The organism is Pseudomonas sp. ANT_J12, assembly GCF_008370045.1.
Lineage (GTDB): Bacteria > Pseudomonadota > Gammaproteobacteria > Pseudomonadales > Pseudomonadaceae > Aquipseudomonas.
Map to the genome: position 1 here is coordinate 58,192 of NZ_VOBN01000011.1, position 21,133 is coordinate 79,324.

Below are 21,133 nucleotides of genomic sequence, written 5' to 3' on the forward strand. Positions count from 1 at the left end.
CTCCGTCCTTGCATCGATGCCCGTAGTGGGTAAGGCTACAGGCCGGAGTAAAAAGTCCTATGACCCATAACGTCTTTACCTACAGAGCAAGCGCGTGGCTATTGGCGACGCTGATGATGTTTTTTGGAGAAGTAGCCATGGCAAGTAGCCTGAAATTAGCTGACCCTTCGGAGCTGGCAGGTCGTTGGCAAGCCACCCTGAACGCCCCGCAAGACACCGCCGAGTCCCGCGCCCTGCAGGACAAGCCATCGAATGTTTGCGTCATCGAGTTGCAACCGAAACAGACCCTGGGCGAGGGCGCCGAATGCCTCGGTGCGTGGCTGGAGGAACAGCCGATTGGCTGGTTTCCGGATCCCGACGGTATTTCGATTACCGGCAAGGAAGGCTCAAGAATTGTGTTTTTCAGCCGACAGCGTGAAGGGTTTTACCAAAGCACTTTGAAGTCGGGCCTGAGCATCACGCTTGAACGTGTCGCTCGTTAAGCAACAAAGCCCACTGATGATGTGTGCTGGATATAAAGCCCTGTAACGCCGTTATAAGTAGCCCATCGATAACGTGAACTCTGGCTGAATCGAAAAGAGTTGTTATTAATGTGTAAACACATAGCGGGCAAAGAACGTCTCGACCCGTGTGCGGACAGTTAATGAAATCTCGCCAATGAATGGCGAGGCCTATCATCTCAGGAATATTCAATGAAGATGGCGAACGCCCCAGCCACCGCACCGTTATTCAAGGCACTGGGCGACTATAAGAGCATCTTGATCAGCGTCGGATGTTTCACCGCACTCATCAACGTGCTGATGCTGGTCCCATCGATTTATATGCTCCAGGTGTATGACCGGGTGCTGTCTTCGCAAAACGAAACCACCCTGGCGATGCTGTCATTGATGGTGGTCGGTTTCTTTGCCTTCATCGGCATGCTGGAAGTCATCCGCAGCTTTATCGTCATCCGCATCGGCAGCCAACTGGAGCGGCGCTTCAACCTGCGGGTCTACCAAGCCGCGTTCGAGCGCAACCTGTTCAAGGGCGAGGGCAACGCCGGGCAGTCCCTCGGTGACCTGACCCACATTCGCCAGTTCGTCACCGGTCCGGCCTTGTTCGCCTTCTTCGACGCGCCGTGGTTCCCGGTCTACCTGTTTGTGATTTTCCTGTTCAACGTCTGGCTGGGCGTGCTGGCCACGGCCGGCGCCGTACTGTTGATCGGGCTGGCTTGCCTCAACGAGGCGATGACCAAAAAGCCCTTGGGTGAAGCCGCAGGGTTTTCCCAGAAGTCCAGCCAGTTGGCCACCAGCCATTTGCACAACGCCGAAACCATCCAGGCCATGGGCATGCTCGGGGTCTTGCGCAAGCGTTGGTTCCAGGTGCATTCGCGTTTTCTGGGCCTGCAGAACCAGGCCAGTGACACCGGCGCCGTCATCAGTTCCCTGAGCAAAACCCTGCGCCTGTGCCTGCAATCGCTGGTGTTGGGCCTCGGTGCGTTGCTGGTGATCAAGGGCGACATGACCGCCGGGATGATGATTGCCGGTTCGATCCTGATGGGCCGGGTCCTGAGCCCGATCGATCAACTGATTGCCGTGTGGAAACAGTGGAGCGGCGCCAAGCTCGCCTATCGTCGGCTCGATGCCTTGCTGCAAGCCTTTCCGCCCAGCGATGAAGCCATGGCACTGCCGGCACCGAAAGGCCAGATCAGCTTCGAACAAGTCAGCGCCGGCCCACCGGGCCAGCGTGCGGCGACCTTGCACTTGGTCAACTTCAGCCTGGGTGCTGGCGAAGTGTTGGGCGTACTTGGCGCTTCCGGGTCTGGCAAATCGACCCTGGCCCGAGTGCTGGTCGGTGTCTGGCCGACCCTCGGCGGCACGGTACGCCTCGACGGCGCGGACATCCATCGCTGGAACCGCGACGACCTCGGCCCGTACATCGGTTATCTGCCCCAGGACATCGAACTGTTCAGCGGCAGCATTGCGGAAAACATCGCGCGGTTCCGGGAAGCCGATCCGCAGAAAGTCGTCGAGGCCGCCAAACACGCCGGTGTCCACGAGCTGATCCTGCGCATGCCCCAAGGCTACGACACCGTGCTCGGTGAAGACGGCAGCGGGTTGTCCGGCGGCCAGAAGCAGCGCGTGGCCCTGGCCCGTGCCTTGTATGGCAACCCGAGCCTGGTGGTGCTGGACGAACCCAACTCCAACCTCGACACCGTCGGCGAAGCAGCACTGGCCGGCGCCATTGCGCACATGAAAGCCAACGGCACCAGCGTGATTCTGGTGACCCATCGTTCCTCCGCGCTGGCCCAGGCCGACAAGTTGCTGGTGCTCAACGACGGTCGCTTGCAGGCGTTCGGCCCGAGTCAGGAAGTACTCAAGGCATTGTCCGGCAACCAGCCGACCGCCAATCAGGAGCACAAGGCACCCCAGGCGCCGGGCGGGCTCAGCATGAGCCGGCAGTATCAGCCCACGACAAGGAATTCGGGTGTATGAGCAGCGCACGCATGAACACTGAAAACGAAGCCACGATGGAACACGACTACATCGCCGAACGCCCTGAACGCGACGCCAAATTTTTCGCACGCATGGGCTGGATCCTCGCGATTGTCGGCGCTGGCAGCTTCTTCACTTGGGCCAGCCTCGCGCCGCTCGATCAAGGGATTCCGGTGCAAGGCACGGTGGTTGTGTCCGGCAAGCGCAAAGCGGTGCAATCGATGAGTCCCGGTGTTGTCAGCCGGATTCTGGTGCGCGAAGGCCAGGTGGTGAAACTCGGCCAGCCGCTGTTCCAGCTCGACCAGACCCAGGTCGCGGCCGACGTCGATTCGCTGCAGGCGCAATACCGCATGGCCTGGGCCAGCGTCGCGCGTTGGGAAAGCGAGCGGGACAACCTCAAGCAAGTGACTTTCCCCACCGAGCTGAGCAAGGACGCTGATCCGCGTCTGGCCCTGGTCCTCGAAGGCCAGCGCCAATTGTTCAGCAGCCGCCGCGAAGCCTACGCCCGTGAACAGGGCGGGTTGCGCGCCAATATCGAAGGCGCGAACGCGCAACTGGCCGGCATGCGCCGCGCCCGCACCGACCTGACGGCCCAGGCCAGCTCGCTGCAACAGCAACTGAGCAACCTTCAGCCTCTGGCCGACAACGGCTACATCCCGCGCAACCGGCTGATGGAATACCAGCGTCAGCTGTCGCAAGTGCAGCAACAACTGGCGGAGAACACCGGCGAAAGCGGGCGGGTGGAGCAGGGCATCCTCGAAGCGAAACTCAAGCTGCAACAGCACATCGAGGAGTACCAGAAAGAAGTCCGCACCCAACTGGCCGACGCGCAACTCAAGAGCGTGACCCTCAAGGAGCAATTGACCTCCGCCGGGTTCGACCTGCAACACCGCGAGATCATCGCCACTGCCGACGGCATCGCGGTCAACCTCGGGGTGCACACCGAAGGCGCCGTTGTGCGCCAGGGCGAAACCTTGCTGGAGATCGTGCCCCAAGGCACCACCCTGGAAGTGGAAGGGCACCTGCCGGTCAACCTGATCGACAAGGTCGGCACCCACTTGCCGGTGGACATCCTGTTCACCGCGTTCAACCAGAGCCGCACGCCACGGGTGCCGGGGGAAGTCAGCCTGATTTCCGCCGACCAGATGATCGACGAGAAAACCGGCGCCCCTTACTACGTCTTGCGCAGCAGCGTCAGTGACCAGGCCATGGAAAAACTCCACGGCCTGGTGATCAAGCCCGGCATGCCTGCGGAAATGTTCGTGCGCACCGGTGAGCGTTCACTCCTCAACTATTTGTTCAAGCCGCTGCTCGACCGGGCCAACTCCGCGTTGACCGAGGAATAAGGATGTTCGGTTGTATGAATAAGCTTTCCATGCTCGGGGCCGCCCTGGCGTTGCTGACCTGCAACAGTGCAATGGCCCTGGGGCCGTTTGAAATCTACGAACAGGCGTTGCGCAATGACCCGGTGTTCCTCGGCGCCATCAAGGAGCGGGATGCCGGCCTTGAAAACCGCATCATCGGCCGCGCCGGGCTGTTGCCCAAAGTGGGTTACAACTACAACAAAGGGCGCAACACCTCCAAGGTCACCCAGATTAACGAGGGGCGGCCGGACTTCACCGAGGACCGCAACTACAGCAGCTACGGCTCGACCTTGACGGTGCAACAACCGTTGCTCGACTACGAGGCTTACGCGTCGTATCGCAAAGGCGTGGCGCAATCGTTGTTCGCCGACGAAGCCTTCCGTGGCAAGAGCCAGGAATTGCTGGTGCGGGTGCTGGATAACTACACCAAGGCGTTGTTTGCCCAGGATCAGATCGACATCGCCCAGGCCAAGAAAAAGGCCTTCGAGCAACAGTTCCAGCAGAACGAACACATGTTCCGCCAGGGCGAAGGCACGCGCACCGACATTCTTGAGGCCGAGTCGCGCTATGAACTGGCCACGGCCGAGGAAATCGAGGCCCGTGACGAGCAGGACGCGTCGCTGCGTGAGCTGGGTGCGCTGATCGGCGTGCCGGCGGTCAACATCGGTGATCTGGCGCCCCTGGACCAGAACTTCCAGACCTTCGCCCTGCAACCGGCCAATTACGACACCTGGCACGAGATGGCCGTGGCCAACAATCCGAACCTGGCTTCCCAGCGTCAGGCCGTGGAAGTGGCGCGCTACGAAGTCGAACGCAACCGCGCCGGGCACCTGCCCAAAGTCAGCGCCTACGCCTCGGTGCGCCAGAACGAATCGGAAAGCGGCAACACCTATAACCAGCGCTACGACACCAACACCATCGGCATCGAAGTCAGCGTGCCGTTGTATGCCGGTGGCGGGGTCTCGGCCATGACCCGCCAGGCCAGCCGCACCATGGAGCAAGCCGAGTACGAACTGGACGGCAAGACCCGGGAAACCCTGATCGAACTGCGCCGCCAGTTCAGCGCCTGTTTGTCGGGGGTGAACAAGCTGCGCGCCTATCAAAAAGCCCTGGTGTCCGCCGAAGCGCTGGTGGTGTCGACCAAGCAAAGCATCCTTGGCGGTGAGCGGGTCAACCTGGATGCGCTCAACGCTGAACAACAGTTGTTCACCACTCGAAGAGACCTGGCGCAGGCGCGGTATGACTACCTGATGGCGTGGACCAAGCTGCATTACTACGCCGGGACATTGAACGACCAGGATCTGGCGAAGGTAGATGAGGCGTTTGGCCAGGGCCCGAAAACCCGCTGATCTGCTGACGAAAAACAAACCTGTGGCGAACAGGCTTTTGTGGCGAGGGACCTTGCTCCCGTAACCGCCGTGGGGGGGCCGCTTCGCAGCCCAGCGGGAGCAAGCTCCCTCGCCACGAAAAGCTCGATTGCCACAGGAATCGCGACATCCTGAAAGAAATGCATTTCGGCAACACCGCACGACCACCCCCGCGAACAGGGGGACTAAAACTCTAAAAACGCCAAAAAAGCGAGAAAGACATGGAAGTACAGATCAAGCCGATATCGGTCGGCACGCTATTGCTCCTGGTTTCTGCCATCCCCCAAGCAGCCCAGGCCCAATACCTCGAAACCGGCAAACCCGGTGACTCCGCCAGTTGGCGCTCGGCGGAGTTCCAGCGCGACTGGGGTCTGGCCCGCATGCAGGCCGATCAAGCCTACGCCGCCGGCATCACCGGCAAAGGCGTGAAGATCGGTGAACTGGATTCCGGCTTCGACGCCAGCCATCCCGAGTTCGCCACCGACCGATACCACGCGGTCACCACCCGCGGCACCTACGTCGACGGCACACCGTTCAACGTCGACGGTACGCTCAATCCCAACAACGACTCCCATGGCACCCACGTCACCGGCACCCTGGGCGCGTCCCGTGACGGCACCGGCATGCACGGGGTGGCGTTCAACGCGCAGATCTACGTGGCCAACACCAACAAGAACGACAGTTTCCTGTTCGGTCCCAATCCCGATCCGCAGTATTTCAAAGCGGCCTACAACGCCCTGGCCGATGCCGGTGTGCGGGCGATCAACAACAGCTGGGGCAGCCAGCCGCCGGATGTCAGCTATCGCACCCTCGACGACCTGCACGCGGCCTACGCTCAACACTTCAATAAAGGCACCTGGCTGGATGCCGCCGCCGACGTGTCGTCCCAACGCGGCGTGATCAACGTGTTCAGCGCCGGCAACAGCGGCTACCCCAACGCCAGCGTGCGTTCGGCGCTGCCGTATTTCCAGCCGGAATTGGAAGGCCACTGGCTGGCGGTCTCGGGGCTGGATCAAGCCAATCAGCAAAAGTACAACCAGTGCGGGATCGCCAAGTATTGGTGCATCACCACCCCCGGCGCGAAGATCGACAGCACCATTCCTGACGGTGGCTACGCGATCAAGTCAGGCACCTCCATGTCCGCGCCCCACGCCACGGCCGCCCTGGCGCTGGTGATGGAACGCTACCCGTACATGACCAATCAGCAGGCGCTGCAAGTGCTGCTGACCACCGCAACCCAGCTCGACGGCTCGATCACCGATGCGCCGACCACCCAGGTCGGCTGGGGCGTGGCCAACCTGGACCGGGCGATGCGCGGGCCGGGGCAATTACTCGGCGCGTTCGACGCCAATCTGGGGGCAGGGCAGAGTGACGTCTGGAGCAACGGCATCAGCGACAAGGCGTTGATCCAGCGCCAGGCCGAAGACGCCGCCGAACACAGTGCCTGGCAACAGACTCTGAAGGACAACGGCTGGGAAAACGGCGTGGCGGCGGGCGCCAGTCAACAGGATCAGACTGATTACGCCGTGGGCATGGCGCGCGATAGCGCGGCAGCCACGCGCGTTTATGAAGGCAGCCTGATCAAGTCCGGCGCTGGGCGCTTGATGCTCACCGGTGACAGCACCTATCGCGGGCCGACCACCGTCAACGGCGGCCTGCTGGCGGTCAACGGTTCGCTGACTTCCGCCGTGACCGTCAATGACAGCGGCACCCTGGGCGGTTCCGGGCGCATCGGCGCGCTGACCGCCAATAGCGGCGGCACCGTGGCGCCAGGCAATTCCATCGGCACCTTGCAGGTCGCCGGCGACGTGACCTTCGCCCCGGGTTCGACCTATGCCGTGGAACTGTCACCCACCCGCAGCGACCGAATTGTCGCTGGCGGCACCGCCACGGTCAGCGGCGCCACCGTCAGCCTGTCCCTGGAAAACAGTCCGACCTTGCTGACCACCGCCCAGACCCAATCCTTGCTCGGTCGTCAATACAACATCTTGCAAGCGGCTGGCGGTATCCAGGGTCAGTTCGGCGCGGTGTTGCCCAATTACCTGTTTATCGGCGGCACGCTCGATTATTCCGTCACCGGCATTGGCCTGAGCGTAGCGCGTAACGCCACGCGTTTCGCCAGCGTCGGCCAGACCCCGAACCAGCGTGCCGTGGCCGGCGCCGTGGAAGGGCTGGGCGCGGGCAATGCGGTGTACGAAAGCCTGCTGCTGTCGGCGACCGCGACTTCGGCACAGCAAGCGTTCCAGCAGTTGTCGGGGGAAATCTACCCGGCGCTGGGTTCGGTGCTGATCAACGACAGCCGTTACCTGCGCGATGCCGTGGGTGAACGTCTCAACGAGGCCAAAAGCGCGCAAAGCAACGGCTGGATCAAGGCCCTGGGCGCCTGGGGCAAGACCGATGACCGGCACGACACGGCGGGTTACACCACCTCGATTGGCGGTTTGCTGGCGGGCGTCGATGGCGCCGTGGATGAGCAAACCCGGATCGGCCTGGTCGCCGGTTACAGCGACAGTTCGGTGAACATGGGCTCAGGCACCCATTCCTCGGCGCAGGTCGATAGCTATCACCTGGGCGCGTATGCCGGCCACGAACTGGGCGCCTGGCGCCTGAGCGCGGGCGGTGCCTACAGCTGGCATCGCGCCGATGTGAAACGTGACCTGCAATACGGCGATGTCAGCGCCAAACAGAAAGCCAAGGTCGATGCAGCCACCACCCAGGTCTTCGGTGAGGCGGCGTATCGCCTGAACCTGCAACCCTTGGCCCTGGAACCGTTCGCCAACCTGGCCTACGTGCACCTCGACACCGAGGGATTTACCGAGAAAGGCGATGCCGCCGCGCTGAAAAGCCATGGCGACACCCGCGATGCGGTGCTCAGCACCCTCGGCCTGCGGGCACTGAAAACCGTGAACCTGTCCGGCCAGCAACAACTGGACCTGAGCGGCAGCCTCGGCTGGCAGCACAACCTGAGCAGCGTTGATTCCGAGCAGCATCTGGCGTTTGCCAGCGGTGGCACCGGGTTCGCGGTGGAAAGTTCGCCACTGGTGCGCGATGCCGCGCTGGTCGGTGCCCACGCCAGCCTGGCGCTGAGCCGCGATATTCGCCTGAACCTCGATTACACCGGCCAACTGGCCAGCCGCGAGAAAAGCCATGGCGTGGGGCTGAGCCTCAATTGGCAGTTCTGATTGTTTGAACCCGTGAAGAGCTCGCAGCCTGCGGGTGACGCGTTCGGCGTAGGAGTTGCCGAAGGCTGCGATCTTTTGGATACCCCAAATGACCTGGGGTCATGAAAAAGGCAACACAACTAAGGAAGGTAGCTGGATGACGTCCGAAAACAACAACACGTTCGCCCTCAAATCCCTCAACCTCGCCGTGCTCTGCGCGCTGGCCACGCTGGGCACTGCCCATGCCGCGCCTTACGTGGAAAACGGCAAGGTCGGCGATCCCAACAGTTGGCGCAGCGCCGAGTTCAACGCCGATTGGGGCGTGGGCGCGATCAACGCCCAGGAGGCCTACGCCGCTGGCTACTCCGGCAAAGGCGTGAAACTGGGGATTTTCGACCAGCCGGTCTACGCCCAACACCCGGAGTTTTCCGGGGCCAATAAGGTGATTAACCTGGTCACCAGCGGCATCCGTGAATACACCGACCCGTACATCCCGGTCAAAGCCGGGGACGCGTTCCTTTACAACGGCGCGCCCTCGGTCGGCTCCGACGGCAAGCTCGGCGCCCACGGCACCCACGTCGGCGGGATTGCCGCCGGCAGCCGCGACGGCGGCCCGATGCACGGCGTGGCCTTCGGCGCACAAATCATCAGCGCCGACAACGGCGACCCGGGCCCCGAGGACGGGATCATTCGCGGCAACGACGGCGCCGTGTACAAGGCCGGTTGGGATGCCCTGATCGCCAGCGGCGCGCGGATCATCAACAACAGCTGGGGGATCGGCATCACCGATCGCTTCGACCTCGGCGGGCGCGACCCGGCGTTCCCGCACTTCACCGTGCAGGACGCGCAATTGCAGTTCAACGAGATCCAGCCCTTGCTCGGCACCAAGCCCGGCGGTGCCTATGACGGCGCCATCGCGGCGGCTCGCAGCGGCATCGTCACGATCTTCGCCGCCGGTAACGACTACAACCTCAACAACCCGGACGCCATCGCCGGCCTGGCGTATTTCGTGCCGGACATTGCGCCAAACTGGATCACCGTGGCGGCGCTGCAAAAGAACCCGGACCTGACCTACGGCATCAGCACCTTCTCCTCGCGCTGCGGTTACACCGCCAGCTACTGCGTGTCGGCGCCGGGTAGCAAAATCTACAGCTCGATCATCAGCGGCACCGACCCTAACAATGTCGGCACCGGTTATGCCAACTACAACGGCACCTCGATGGCCGCGCCGCACGTGGCGGGCTCCATGGCGGTGTTGATGGAACGCTTCCCGTACATGACCGGCGCGCAGGTCGCCAGCGTGTTGCGCACCACGGCCACCGACCTCGGCGCCCCTGGCGTCGACGCGTTATACGGCTGGGGCATGATCAACCTGGGCAAGGGCATCAATGGCCCGGCGATGTTGGTCACCGAGCAGGACATCCCGGAAGAATTCCGCATCCAGGGTGCCTACGGCGACAGCCAGTTTGTCGCGGACCTGCCGGGCATCGGTGGCATCGTCGACGCCGGCAAACCCACCGAGCGCGTGTGCAACGACGTGCACTGCGGGCTCGACACCTGGCGCAACGACATCTCCGGGCATGGCGGCCTGACCAAGCAAGGCATCGGCACCCTGGTGCTGACCGGCGCCAACACCTACACCGGCCCGACCCTGGTCAATCAGGGTCGCCTGGCGATCAACGGTTCGCTGCAATCGGCAGTCACCGTCAATGACAACGGCATCCTCGGCGGTAACGGCCGCATCGGCGCGCTGACCGCGAAAAGCGGCGGCACCGTGGCGCCGGGCAACTCCATCGGTACCTTGCAAGTGGCCGGCGACGTGGTCTTCGAACCCGGTTCGACCTACGCCGTGGAACTGTCGCCCACCAGCAGCGACCAGATCATTGCCGGCGGCAAGGCTGTGATCGATGGCGCCACGGTCAGCCTGTCCCTGGAAAACAGTCCGACCCTGCTGACCACTGCTGAAACGCAAACCCTGCTCGGCCATCAGTACAACATCCTGCAAGCGGCGGGCGGCATCCAAGGGCAGTTTGGGCAAGTGTTGCCGAACTACCTGTTTATCGGCGGTGCCCTGGATTACACGGCCAACGGGATTCAACTGGCGGTGGAACGTAACGCGACGTCCTTCAGCGCTGTCGGCCAGACCCCGAACCAACGCGCCGTAGCCGCAGCCGCCGAGCAACTGGGCGCGGGCAATGCGCTGTACGAAACCCTGTTGCTGGCGCCGACCGCCGCAGTGGCGCAGCAAGCGTTCCAGCAACTGTCCGGCGAGATTCATCCGGCGGTGGGCACCATGCTGATGAACGACAGTCGCTACCTGCGTGACGCCGTCAGTGACCGTTTGCGTGAACGTGATCTGTTCGACGCCGGCGCGCCGACGGATGACAAAAGCAACCTGTGGGTCAAAGTCCTGGGCGCCTGGGGCAAGAGCGATGGCGGTAACGACAACGCCAGTTCCAACAGCTCCATCGGCGGCTTGCTGGTGGGTGGCGATGGCTTGATCGCTAAAGATACCCGTCTGGGTTTCGTCACCGGATATAGCAACAGCTCGTTGAGCATGGGCGATGGCACGCACTCGTCGGCGGACGTCGACAGCTACCACTTGGGTGCGTACCTGGGGCATGAAATCGATGCCCTGCGCCTGAGCGTCGGCGGTGCCTACAGCTGGCATCGCATTGATGCGAAACGTGACCTGCAATTCGCCGATGTCAGCGGCAAGCAGAAAACCAAGCACGATGCGACCACCGCGCAGGTGTTCACCGAAGCCGCTTACCGTTTGGACCTGCAACCCCTGGCCCTGGAACCGTTCGCCAAACTGGCTTACGTGCACTTGAACAGCGACAGCTTCACCGAGAAGGGTGATGCCGCCGCGCTCAAGGCGGGTGAAGACAACCGCGACGCGGTGCTGTCGACCCTCGGTCTGCGGGCGAGCAAAGCCATTGCGCTGTCCGACCAGAAGCAGCTCGAACTGTCTGGCAGCCTCGGCTGGCAGCACAACCTGAGCAGTGTCGATACCGATCAACACCTGGCCTTCGCCAGCAGCAACACCGGGTTCAACGTGCAGAGTGTGTCGATGGATCGCAATGCCGCCGTGGTCGGCCTGCGCGCCGGGTTGGCCTTGAACAAAGCGACCCGCGTAAACCTGGATTACAACGGATTGCTGGGTTCCAACGAGAAGGATCACGGCGTGGGCCTGACCTTGGACTGGCAGTTCTGATTTGACGCAAAGGAAGCAAAAAACATGGGACTGTTTGATTACAAAAATGCCGGCAGTGAAGCCGGCAAGGCGCTGTACAGCGATGCCATCGCGCTAACGCTGTATGCCTACACGCCGACGGGCCAGCCATTGCCCGCCACCGGTTGGGCGCCGATTGGCGCCTCGGCCCTGGGCTATCAAGGCAAGGTCGGCCCGCAAGGCTCGTACTTTGGCGAGAAGGACGGTTTCACCAGTGCCGAAGCCGAAGTGCTCGGCAAGTACGACGCGGCCGGCAAGCTGATCGGCCTCGGTGTAGCCTTTCGCGGCACCGGGGGCCTGGGCTACAGCGACACCTTCGGCGACATCAAGAACAACTTGCTGGCCGCCATCGGCCCGGTGGATTACGCGAAGAACTACGCCAAAAGCGCCTTCGACACCTTGCTCAAGGACGTCGCGGCGTTCGCCATCGCCCATGGCCTGAGTGCCAAGGACGTGCTGATCAGTGGCCACAGCCTCGGCGGACTTGGGGTCAACAGCGTGGCAGAACTGAGCGGCGACAACTGGGGCGGGTTCTTCAAGGACGCCAACTACGTGGCCTTCGCTTCGCCGACCCAAAGCATCTCGAATAACGTGCTGAACGTCGGTTACGAGAATGACCCGGTGTTCCGTGCGCTGGACGGCACCACGTTCAGCAGCGGTTCGGTGGGCAAGCACGATGGTTATCAGGCGTCGGCGACCAACAACATCGTCAACTTCAATGACCATTACGCCTCCACCGCGCAGAACCTGACGCCGTTCAGCATCCTCAACCCGCTGAGCTGGTCGGCCCACGGCTCGCTGGGTTATGCCGATGGTTTGAACCGGGTAATCGACTCGACGTTCTACGACCTGACCAGCAAGGACTCGACGCTGATCGTCTCCAACCTGGCGCTGGAGTCCCGGGGTAAAACCTGGGTCGAGGACCTGGGCCGCAGCGGCGAACCGCACACCGGCAGCACCTTCATCATCGGCACCGACAGCAACGACTTGCTCAAGGGCGGCGCCGGTAATGACTTTATCGAGGGCCGGGCCGGTGACGACCGTTTCCGCGATGACGGCGGCTACAACATCCTGCTGGGCGGCAAGGGCAGCAACACCTTCGAGCTGCAAAAGCCGTTGCAGAACTTCAGCTTTGCCAACGACGGCGACGGCACGTTGTATGTGCGTGACGCCTACGGCGGCATCAGCCTGACCCGGGACATCGGCGCGCTGGTGAGCAAGGAGCCGGGCTCATGGTTTGGCACTAAGGACGTCAGTTACAACGTCACGGCCAGCGGCTTGCTTAACGGTAATGATCTGACCCACTACAACCATTCGCTCAACGGCGACGCCTATGGCAACGCGCTGGCGGCCACGCTGGATGGCGATTGGTTGTTCGGCAATGCCGGTGACGACCTGCTGCGCAGCGACAAAAGCCACGTCACCTTCGTCGGCGGCGCGGGCAATGACGTGATGCACGCTTCGGGTGCCGGTAACAACACGTTCCTGTTCAGCGGTGCCTTTGGTTTCGACACGATCAATGGTTACCAGGGCAGTGACAAACTGGTGTTCATGGGCGTCCAGGGCGCGGGGCAGGGCTATGACTACAAACAGCATGCTTCACAGTCCGGCCACGACACCGTGCTCAAGGTCGGCGATTTTGCCGTGACCCTGGTCGGCGTCGGGCTGGATAACCTTTCCACTTCAAGTTTTACCTTTGCATAACGGCTGCATGCACTGAAATGCTCCGGAGCGCCTCATTCCCGAGGCACTTTGGCTGTGAGCTATCTCTGACAATTCCAACAAAAGAGAGGCAATAGCAAATGGGTGTTTACGATTACAAAAACTTCACCACAGCCGATTCCAAGGCGCTGTTCAGCGACGCCATGGCTATCACGCTGTATTCCTATCACAACCTCGATAACGGTTTTGCCACCGGTTATCAGCACAACGGTTTCGGGATCGGGCTGCCGGCCACCCTGGTCACCGCGCTGATTGGCGGCACCGATTCCCAAGGAGTTATACCGGGCGTTCCGTGGAACCCCGATTCGGAAAAACTCGCCCTGCAAGCGGTGCAGAAGGCCGGCTGGACCCCGATCACCGCCGCGCAGCTGGGCTATGACGGCAAGACCGACGCGCGCGGAACCTTCTACGGCGAAAAGGCCGGGTTCACCAGCGCCCAGGTCGAGATCCTCGGCAAGTACGACGCCCAGGGCCATCTCACTGAAGTCGGTGTCGCCTTTCGTGGCACCAGCGGCCCGCGGGAAATACAGATTGGTGACTCCATCGGCGACGTCATCAACGATCTGTTGGCGGCGCTTGGCCCCAAGGATTATGCGAAGAATTACGTCGGTGAAGCCTTTGGCAAACTGCTCGGCAATGTCGCGGCGTTTGCCAGTGCCAATGGTTTGTCCGGCAAGGACGTGTTGTTCAGCGGGCACAGCCTGGGCGGGTTGGCCGTCAACAGCGCGGCGGACCTGAGCACGGACAAGTGGGGCGGGTTCTACAAGGATTCGAACTACATCGCCTACGCGTCGCCGACCCAGAGCAGCAACGACAAAGTGCTCAACATCGGCTACGAAAACGACCCGGTGTTCCGCGCTCTCGACGGCTCGACTTTCAACCTGGCGTCGGTGGGTGTGCACGACGCGGCCAAGGCCTCGGCGACCGACAACATCGTCAGCTTCAACGATCACTACGCCTCCACGGTGTGGAACGTGCTGCCGTTTTCCATCCTCAACATTCCGACCTGGATTTCGCATTTGCCGACCGCTTACGGCGATGGGATGAACCGGGTGATCGAGTCGAAGTTCTATGACCTCACCAGCAAAGACTCGACCATCGTCGTGGCTAACCTGTCGGACCCGGCGCGGGCCAACACCTGGGTCCAGGACCTGAACCGCAACGCCGAAACCCACAAAGGCAGCACCTTTATCATCGGCAGCGACGCCAATGACCTGATCCAGGGCGGGAAGGGCAATGACTACCTCGAAGGCCGGGACGGCAACGACACCTTCCGCGACGGCGGCGGCTACAACATCGTGCTCGGCGGCAAGGGCAGCAACCTGCTGGACTTGCAACAGTCGGTGAAGAACTTCGTGTTCGCCAACGACGGCGTCGGCAACCTGTATGTGAAGGACGCCAACGGCGGAATCAGCATCACCCGCGACATCGGCAACATCCTGACCAAGGAACCGGCGTTCCTGTGGGGCGTGTTCAAGGACGACGTGACCCACAGCGTCACGGCGGATGGCCTGAAGGTCGGCAACAACCTGACCCAATACGCCTCGACGGTGAAGGGCGGCGCGGGTGCCGATACGCTCACGGCACACGCCAGCGGTGACTGGTTGTTTGGCCTGGACGGTAACGACCATTTGATCGGCGGCAAGGGCAATGACGTGTTTGTCGGCGGCGCAGGGAATGACCTGATGGAGTCGGGGGGCGGGGTTAATACCTTCCTGTTCACCGGGGCGTTTGGCCAGGACAGGGTGGTTGGCTATCAAGCCACCGATAAGCTGGTTTTCATGGGTGTGCAAGGCGTGACGCCGGACGATAACTTCCGGGCGCATGTCTCGGCGGTCGGGCATGACACGGTGCTGACGTTTGGCGGGGATTCGGTGACGTTGGTCGGGGTTGGGCTGGAGAGTTTGTCTGGCTCTGGAATCGTTATTGCCTGATAGGGACTCTTCGCGGGCAAGCCTCGCTCCTACAGGGGTTACGCGATCCCTTGTGGGGGCGAGGCTTGCCCGCGAAGAACGATAACGCGGTAAACCTGCCTATCACCGTGACCTGATGGTCACGCCTGGACTCCAATACCTGCACCAACAGGAACCGGCACTAAAGCATCCGCCCACTTCTGCGTTATTTCTACAACGCACCCGCGGCATGCCGCCATTGAGTACAGGAGATTCAGCCACGTGAGTAACAGCAAAACGGTTGTCTTGGGGTTGGCTTTGGCCGTGTTATCGGCAAACGCCGCCGCAGAACTGCCTCACGGCTCGATTTTGAGCCGTTATGGCATGACGCCGGATGAGTTGCCGAAACCGGCCGCCATCGAAACCCAGGCACCGGTCGAAGAGAAAAGCCGTTTTCAGATTGAGCCGGAGCAGCCTTGGGCGACGATCCGGATCGGCGACGGGAACAAGCCGCCAGTGACCGGCAACATCAGCATCGATAATTCCGTGCAGCAGGAATATGACCGTTGTCAGAAGCTGCGGGCGGAGCTGATCAAGCGCGGGGAGCGCTATTTCGTTTGCGATACCGGCATTCCGGGAATGCCTTGAAATTTGTAGTGATTTGACGGGCCTCTTCGCGGGCAAGCTCGCTCCTACAAGAGCAAGGCTTGCCCGCGATCAACGATAACGCGGTCTTTTAATCTTCCTTGCGCACCGTCGCCACATCATTGGCATTGACCTTCACGTTCGCCCCGGAAATATCCTCGAACTCGTAGAAGCCATCCTTGGTCTTGGTTTTCGGCATGTCCTTGGTCAAATACTGGGTGCCATTCTGCAGGGTCACCACCGTTGGCGTGGAGCAACCGGCCAGGGCCAGAAAGGCTGCTACGGCCAGGGGCAGGCCCAGGGTCTTGATATTCATATTTATCTCCTTGATCAAAAAATAAGCGCTATGGCGGTTGGTGCCACGGATTGCCGGAAAGTTCGATGGCCACCCGAAAAAGATCCAGTTCGCCGCGCCGCCCATCCTTTTCCGTTTGCGCCGAACCGGGTGGAGCTGGTATCTGTACGCATAACCAGTACTCGCTCGCCATGGTCCTTTTTCCTGTGACTGCAAACCCGCTCGACGACCCGTTCTATTACTTGAACAACTTCATGCAAGTGCTTGATTGGCTTGAGCATCGCTATGCCGATGTGTTGAGCCCGGACGAACAGCGCTTCATCGCCGAGTTCCACCGTTTGCCAAGGGAGTCCCGGGCGCTGCTGGTGCGGATGGTGATGCGCAAGGGCCTGCATTTCCGGGCCGGCAAACTTCATTACGTCGAAATCGGGGATACCGCCCTTGCGGCTGGCCCCTTACTGCAATTGGGCTGGATCGATGAGCAGGCGCCGTTATTAATCGAAGAACTGTTCGATGTCTTGCTCAAGGCCGAAATCCTGCAATGCCTGGGGCACGCCATCGACCAGCCCAAGGGCAAGAAGGCCGATTGGTTGCCGCTGCTCAGTGAGCAGTTTCCCGAGTCCCGCCGTTTCGCGCAGTGGTGCCCGACCCTGAATGACCGCTTGTTCAGCCTGACCATCATGGGTCTGTGTGACCGGTTGCGCCTGATGTTCTTCGGCAATCTCTACCAGGACTGGTCGGAGTTCGTGCTGGCGGACCTTGGCATCTTTGCCTATGAAAAAGTTGAGTTCTGCGATGATTCCCGTGGCCTGTGCAGCCGTGATGACGTGGACGCCTGTGTGTTCCTCCACGAGTGTCAGCAGCGTTTCGAGGCGGGTGAAGAGGTGGGGGCCGTTGTCGAGCAAATCAACGCATTGGCGCTAAGCAATCCCTGGCTGCAACGGCGTCGGGCCAAGTTGTTGTTCCAGATCGGCCAGTATTGTGAACGCATCGCCGATTTCCCCACCGCCCTGGGCATTTACCGCGAATGTGACTATCCCGGCGCGCGCCTGCGATTGATTCGGGTGCTGGAGCGTTGTGCTGAATACGCGTTGGCACTGGAACTGGCGGTCATCGCCGAGTTGTCACCGGAAAGCGCCGCCGAACAGCAACAACTGTTGCGGGTGCTGCCAAGGCTGCGACGCAAACTGGGTGGGCCGCCGATAAAGCGCGCAGGCCCGCTAGTCATGGAACGGCTGGATCTGCAACTGCCCCGCACCGATCTGGCGCTGTCTGTGGAGTATTACGTTCAGGCCCATCTGGCCGAAGAAACGGCGCCGGTGCATTACGTCGAGAACAGCCTGATCAACTCGCTGTTCGGCTTGCTCTGCTGGCCAGCGATCTTCGCGCCGTTGCCCGGGGCGTTTTTCCACCCGTTCCAGCGCGGGCCCGTGGACCTGCTCAATGAAGACTTTCATCACCGTCGTGCCGATGTGTTCCAGGCCTGCCTCGCGGAGCTGGATGACGGACGCTACCGCCAGACCATCCGCGGGCGCTACCTGGGCAAGTGGGGCGTGCAGTCGCCGTTCGTGTTCTGGGGCGCGCTGACCGAGGACTTGCTCGATCAGGCGCTGGATTGCCTGCCAGCCGAGCACCTCAAGCACTGGTTCAATCGCTTGTTGCTGGACATCAAGGCCAATCGCGCCGGCATGCCGGACCTGATCCAGTTCTGGCCGCAGGACAAGACCTACCGCATGATCGAAGTCAAAGGCCCCGGCGATCGCCTGCAAGACAACCAATTGCGCTGGATCGAGTTCTGCCACGAACACCAGATGCCGATTGCCGTCTGCTACGTGCAATGGGCGGAGCAGAGCGCTTGAGCTACAGCATCGCGGTGCGGGCGTTGTGTGAATTCACCGCCAAGGTTGGTGACCTCGACCTTCGTTTCACCCCCTCACCGACCGCGCTGGAAGGCATCGTCGGCCATCGCACTGTCGCATCACGGCGCAACGACAACTACCAAAGCGAAGTCGCCCTGGAGGGGCTGTATCAAACCTTGAAGGTCAAGGGCAGGGCGGACGGCTACGACCCGGCGCAAAACTGCCTGGAAGAAGTCAAAACCTATCGCGGCGACTTGAGCAAGCAACCGGCTAACCACCGCCAGTTGCACTGGGCCCAGGCCAAGATCTATGGCTGGTTGATGTGCCAGAAGTTGCACCTGCAACAGATCAACCTGGCGCTGGTGTACTTCGACATCGTCAGCGAAAAGGAAACCTGCCTGGTCGAGGGGTTCAGCGCCGATGAACTGGGGGCGTTCTTCGAGCAGCATTGCCGGTTGTTCCTGCATTGGGCCGAGCAGGAAATGGCCCATCGCGACGCGCGTAATCAAGCGGCGCAGGGGTTGGCGTTTCCCCATGCCGGGTTTCGTCCGGGGCAACGGCATCTGGCCGAATCGGTGTTCAAAGCCGTCAGCACCGGCCGCTGCCTGATGGCGCAGGCGCCCACCGGGATCGGCAAGACCGTCGGCACGCTGTTCCCGATGCTCAAGGCCCTGGCGCCGCAGCAACTGGACAAGGTGTTTTTCCTCACGGCGAAAACCCCGGGACGCAAACTGGCGCTGGATGCGGCGCAGGTGATCCTCGACAGCGCCGGCGCGCCACCGTTGCGCGTGCTGGAGATGATCGCCCGGGACAAGGCCTGCGAACACCCGGACAAGGCTTGCCATGGCGAATCCTGCCCGTTGGCCCAAGGCTTCTACGATCGTTTGCCTGCCGCGCGCCAGGCTGCCAGCCAATTGAGTCTGTTGAACCAGAGCGCCTTGCGGGAAGTGGCGCTGCAACACACCGTTTGCCCTTATTACCTGAGCCAGGAAATGGCGCGCTGGGCGGACGTGGTGGTCGCCGACTACAACTATTACTTCGACTTCAGCGCCTTGTTGTTCGGCCTGGCCCAGGCCAACAACTGGCGGGTCGCGGTGCTGGTGGACGAGGCGCACAACCTGGTTGAGCGCGGCCGGCAGATGTACAGCGCCAGCCTTGATCAAGCGACACTCAATAACGTGCGCAAAACCGCGCCTGAGCCATTGAAGAAATCCCTGCAACGGGTCAATCGCGAATGGAACGCCCTGCATGACCTGCAACTGAGCCCCTATCAGGCCTACGACAAGGCCCCGGAAAAACTCCTGCAAGCCTTGTCCTCGTGCAGCGCGAGCATCGGCGACTACCTGAACGACCATCCCCAGGGCCTGGACAGTGCCTTGCAGAATTTCTACTTCGACATCCTGCAATTCGGCCGAGTGGCCGAGCTGTTCGACGAACAGTTCCTGTTCGATATCAGCAAGCGCGACCTCGAACGCAAGCGCAACCTTTCGCAGCTGTGCCTGCGCAACGTGGTGCCTGCCGGGTTTATCCGCCCGCGCCTGACGGCAGCGCGCAGCACGGTGCTGTTTTCCGCGACCCTGAGCCCTCGGCATTACTACGCCGACTTGCTCGGCACGCCGGCGAATACCGTGTGCATCGACGTGGAGTCGCCGTTCCATGCCGATCAGTTGCACGTCAGCATCGTCAGCCAGATCTCAACGCGTTTCGTACACCGTCAGGCGTCCCTCGGGCCGATTGTCGAGCTGATCGCCCGGCAGTTCAGCGAGCGCCCCGGCAACTACCTGGCGTTTTTCAGCAGCTTCGATTATTTGCAACAAGTGGCGCAGTTGCTGGCCGAGCGGCATCCGCATATCACGTTGTGGTCACAGTCCCGAGGCATGGCCGAAAGTCAGCGCCAGGACTTTCTCGACCAATTCACCACTCACAGCCAGGGCGTTGGTTTCGCGGTATTGGGCGGGGCATTTGGCGAAGGCATCGACCTGCCGGGCGCACGGCTGATCGGTGCCTTTATTGCCACCCTGGGACTGGCGCAACTGAACCCGGTCAACGAACAAATGAAACACCGCATGGCGGCGATTTTCGGCGCGGGATACGACTACACCTATCTGTACCCCGGCGTGCAGAAAGTCGTGCAGGCCGCCGGGCGAGTGATCCGCACCCAGCAGGACCAGGGCGTGGTGATGCTGATCGATGACCGCTTTGGTGAGAGCAAGGTCAGGCAGTTGCTGCCGAGCTGGTGGTCTGTTCATCCAGCAGGCGCAGCCATTCGGCGGCAAAGCGATGACAGTCCCCTGGCCAGCGAGCGGTGAGCAATTGGCGGTCGCGGACCACGAAGCCGCGTTCCGGCTTGTCCGCCGAATCACGGCTGGACAACCAAGGGCCACGCTGGAAATCCGCCGGTTGGCGCAGGGCGGCGCGCACTTCGGCTTCGACGGTATCCCGATAGGTGCGGTAATAGCGCCCCAGCCACAGGCCGGTGAGGAACCAGGCCGGCATTTCCATGGTGCCGGCCACCAGTGCGGTGACCTTGTACCCATCGATCACCGGCCGCCCGGTGGCCAGGGCCAGGGTGCGGGCCAGCAACAGCACGCCATGGCACACGGCGGCTACCGGTTTGTCGGTCTGGAAAAAGTGCCGGGCAATGCGCCGGGCCTGTCCGGACTCCAGCAGGCTGCGCATGCCTTTGGCGTGGCCGCCGGGAATCAGCAGGCCGGCAAATTGCGCCGGGTCGACATCGGCGTAGGCCAATGGCTGGAGGAAGGCTGCGTCCTCGATCATCCGGGCGTAGTTGGCGAGGTCGGGTTTGCGTGTCATCAGCAACGGGTTCAACAGGCCGAAGCCCTTGTCCACCAGGCGTGGGTCGGCGAAGGCGGGCCGTCCCTCGGGCGTGGCGAAACGCACCTCGATCCCGGCCTGGCGCATGGCTTGCCAGGGCACGCTGCTTTCAGTCGGGTCGTAATCGCGGGTCGGCAACAGGATCAGAATCATCGAGAGCATCTTCCTTGGCCAGAAGTGGCCGTTGGCGTCGAGAATAGGTGGTCTGTGACTGGCGCTCCACCACGCCCATCCAAAGTCTGTTTATTGCGGCTTTCCAATCCTGTGGTTTGTCGCATACTCCA

The 21,133-nt window shown here is 61.8% G+C and carries 13 protein-coding genes; 11 read left to right on the top strand and 2 right to left on the bottom strand.

Going from position 1 to position 21,133, the window contains the following annotated elements:
* The first annotated feature begins 59 nt into the window (after window positions 1-59).
* The 9 genes from FQ192_RS21655 (at window position 60) to FQ192_RS21695 (ending at window position 15,863) form a co-directional block, all read left to right on the top strand.
* On the top strand, window positions 60-482 hold the full coding sequence (locus tag FQ192_RS21655; protein WP_178129191.1) for an AprI/Inh family metalloprotease inhibitor: 423 nt from the start codon (window positions 60-62) through the stop codon (window positions 480-482).
* A 210-nt stretch (window positions 483-692) separates the two neighbouring features.
* Complete coding sequence (locus FQ192_RS21660) at window positions 693-2,474, top strand: type I secretion system permease/ATPase (protein ID WP_149660368.1); 1,782 nt, start codon at window positions 693-695, stop codon at window positions 2,472-2,474.
* The gene (locus FQ192_RS21665) at window positions 2,471-3,820 is read left to right on the top strand and encodes an HlyD family type I secretion periplasmic adaptor subunit (protein WP_149660369.1); all 1,350 of its coding nucleotides are present in this window, start codon (window positions 2,471-2,473) and stop codon (window positions 3,818-3,820) included. Before FQ192_RS21660 ends, FQ192_RS21665 begins: the two co-directional genes overlap by 4 nt.
* 14 nt (window positions 3,821-3,834) lie before the next feature.
* Window positions 3,835-5,187 (top strand): TolC family outer membrane protein, encoded by a 1,353-nt coding sequence (locus tag FQ192_RS21670; protein ID WP_256672326.1) that lies wholly within the window; start codon window positions 3,835-3,837, stop codon window positions 5,185-5,187.
* A 239-nt stretch (window positions 5,188-5,426) separates the two neighbouring features.
* The gene (locus FQ192_RS21675; RefSeq protein ID WP_149660371.1) at window positions 5,427-8,387 is read left to right on the top strand and encodes an autotransporter serine protease; all 2,961 of its coding nucleotides are present in this window, start codon (window positions 5,427-5,429) and stop codon (window positions 8,385-8,387) included.
* A gap of 136 nt (window positions 8,388-8,523) precedes the next feature.
* Window positions 8,524-11,583, top strand: coding sequence for an autotransporter domain-containing protein (locus tag FQ192_RS21680; RefSeq protein WP_149660372.1), 3,060 nt, complete (start codon window positions 8,524-8,526; stop codon window positions 11,581-11,583).
* Between the two features lie 24 nt (window positions 11,584-11,607).
* Complete coding sequence (locus FQ192_RS21685) at window positions 11,608-13,305, top strand: polyurethanase (protein ID WP_149660373.1); 1,698 nt, start codon at window positions 11,608-11,610, stop codon at window positions 13,303-13,305.
* A gap of 98 nt (window positions 13,306-13,403) precedes the next feature.
* Entirely contained in the window at window positions 13,404-15,257 is a 1,854-nt protein-coding gene (locus FQ192_RS21690; protein ID WP_149660374.1) for a polyurethanase, read from the top strand.
* 240 nt (window positions 15,258-15,497) lie between these two features.
* Window positions 15,498-15,863 (top strand): hypothetical protein, encoded by a 366-nt coding sequence (locus tag FQ192_RS21695; protein WP_149660375.1) that lies wholly within the window; start codon window positions 15,498-15,500, stop codon window positions 15,861-15,863.
* An 88-nt stretch (window positions 15,864-15,951) separates the two neighbouring features.
* Here FQ192_RS21695 and FQ192_RS21700 read toward each other — a convergent pair whose 3' ends face one another.
* Entirely contained in the window at window positions 15,952-16,176 is a 225-nt protein-coding gene (locus FQ192_RS21700; RefSeq protein WP_149660376.1) for a YgdI/YgdR family lipoprotein, read from the bottom strand.
* A 170-nt stretch (window positions 16,177-16,346) separates the two neighbouring features.
* Between FQ192_RS21700 and FQ192_RS21705 the strand changes: the two genes are divergently transcribed.
* Together FQ192_RS21705 and FQ192_RS21710 are read left to right on the top strand one after the other, a co-directional pair.
* Window positions 16,347-18,014, top strand: coding sequence for a VRR-NUC domain-containing protein (locus FQ192_RS21705; protein ID WP_149660377.1), 1,668 nt, complete (start codon window positions 16,347-16,349; stop codon window positions 18,012-18,014).
* Complete coding sequence (locus FQ192_RS21710; RefSeq protein ID WP_149660378.1) at window positions 18,011-20,323, top strand: ATP-dependent DNA helicase; 2,313 nt, start codon at window positions 18,011-18,013, stop codon at window positions 20,321-20,323. Before FQ192_RS21705 ends, FQ192_RS21710 begins: the two co-directional genes overlap by 4 nt.
* On the opposite strand, the gene FQ192_RS21715 is transcribed toward FQ192_RS21710, so the two are convergent.
* Window positions 20,229-21,002: a DJ-1/PfpI family protein gene (locus FQ192_RS21715; RefSeq protein ID WP_149660379.1), complete on the bottom strand. Its 774-nt coding sequence runs from the start codon at window positions 21,000-21,002 to the stop codon at window positions 20,229-20,231. The genes FQ192_RS21710 and FQ192_RS21715 overlap by 95 nt on opposite strands.
* Between the last annotated feature and the right edge of the window lie 131 nt (window positions 21,003-21,133).

What these genes read in the sequence shown, in the direction of transcription:
- FQ192_RS21655 (WP_178129191.1), top strand. Translation starts at nt 60, where the DNA reads ATGACCCATAACGTCTTTACCTACAGAGCAAGCGCGTGGCTATTGGCG.
- FQ192_RS21660 (WP_149660368.1), top strand. Translation starts at nt 693, where the DNA reads ATGAAGATGGCGAACGCCCCAGCCACCGCACCGTTATTCAAGGCACTG.
- FQ192_RS21665 (WP_149660369.1), top strand. Translation starts at nt 2,471, where the DNA reads ATGAGCAGCGCACGCATGAACACTGAAAACGAAGCCACGATGGAACAC.
- FQ192_RS21670 (WP_256672326.1), top strand. Translation starts at nt 3,835, where the DNA reads ATGAATAAGCTTTCCATGCTCGGGGCCGCCCTGGCGTTGCTGACCTGC.
- FQ192_RS21675 (WP_149660371.1), top strand. Translation starts at nt 5,427, where the DNA reads ATGGAAGTACAGATCAAGCCGATATCGGTCGGCACGCTATTGCTCCTG.
- FQ192_RS21680 (WP_149660372.1), top strand. Translation starts at nt 8,524, where the DNA reads ATGACGTCCGAAAACAACAACACGTTCGCCCTCAAATCCCTCAACCTC.
- FQ192_RS21685 (WP_149660373.1), top strand. Translation starts at nt 11,608, where the DNA reads ATGGGACTGTTTGATTACAAAAATGCCGGCAGTGAAGCCGGCAAGGCG.
- FQ192_RS21690 (WP_149660374.1), top strand. Translation starts at nt 13,404, where the DNA reads ATGGGTGTTTACGATTACAAAAACTTCACCACAGCCGATTCCAAGGCG.
- FQ192_RS21700 (WP_149660376.1), bottom strand. Translation starts at nt 16,176, where the DNA reads ATGAATATCAAGACCCTGGGCCTGCCCCTGGCCGTAGCAGCCTTTCTG.
- FQ192_RS21705 (WP_149660377.1), top strand. Translation starts at nt 16,347, where the DNA reads ATGGTCCTTTTTCCTGTGACTGCAAACCCGCTCGACGACCCGTTCTAT.
- FQ192_RS21715 (WP_149660379.1), bottom strand. Translation starts at nt 21,002, where the DNA reads ATGATTCTGATCCTGTTGCCGACCCGCGATTACGACCCGACTGAAAGC.